Origin of the sequence: Rhodosalinus sp. FB01, from assembly GCF_041365715.1 — a bacterium.
GTDB lineage: Bacteria > Pseudomonadota > Alphaproteobacteria > Rhodobacterales > Rhodobacteraceae > Rhodosalinus.
Window position 1 is genome coordinate 1 of sequence record NZ_JBGFSH010000077.1, and the last position, 427, is coordinate 427.

Here is a 427-nt window from a genome sequence, read left to right on the forward strand (position 1 = left end):
AGTTCGACACGCTGCGCGAGTTCTTCACCTCCGCCACGCTGGTGGCGATCGTCGATCTGCCGTTCATCTTCTTCTTCATCTGGGTGATCTCGCTGATCGCCGGGCCGCTCGCGCTGATCCCGCTGATCGCGGTGCCGCTCGTGATCATCGCGGGCCTCGGCATCCAGCCGTTCCTCGCCCGGATCACCGCCGGCTCCATGCAGAGCAACATGTCCAAGCAGTCCGTCCTCGTGGAGACGCTGAACGGGCTCGAGACCGTGCAGGCGACGGGATCGGGCCGGCTCATGCGGCAGCGCTTCGAGGAGGCGGCGGACGCGCAGTCCGACCTCGGGCTGCGCAGCCGGATGCTGTCCAACTTCGCCATCAACTCGGCGGCCTCGATCCAGCAACTCGCCCAGATCGGCACCATCTTCTACGGCGTGTTCCT

The 427-nt window shown here is 66.0% G+C and carries 1 protein-coding gene; it reads left to right on the plus strand.

Features of this window, described 5'->3' with window-relative positions:
* Positions 1 to 427: ABC transporter transmembrane domain-containing protein (locus AB6A65_RS16650; protein ID WP_371039498.1), on the plus strand; the 427-nt coding region annotated here is incomplete at both ends.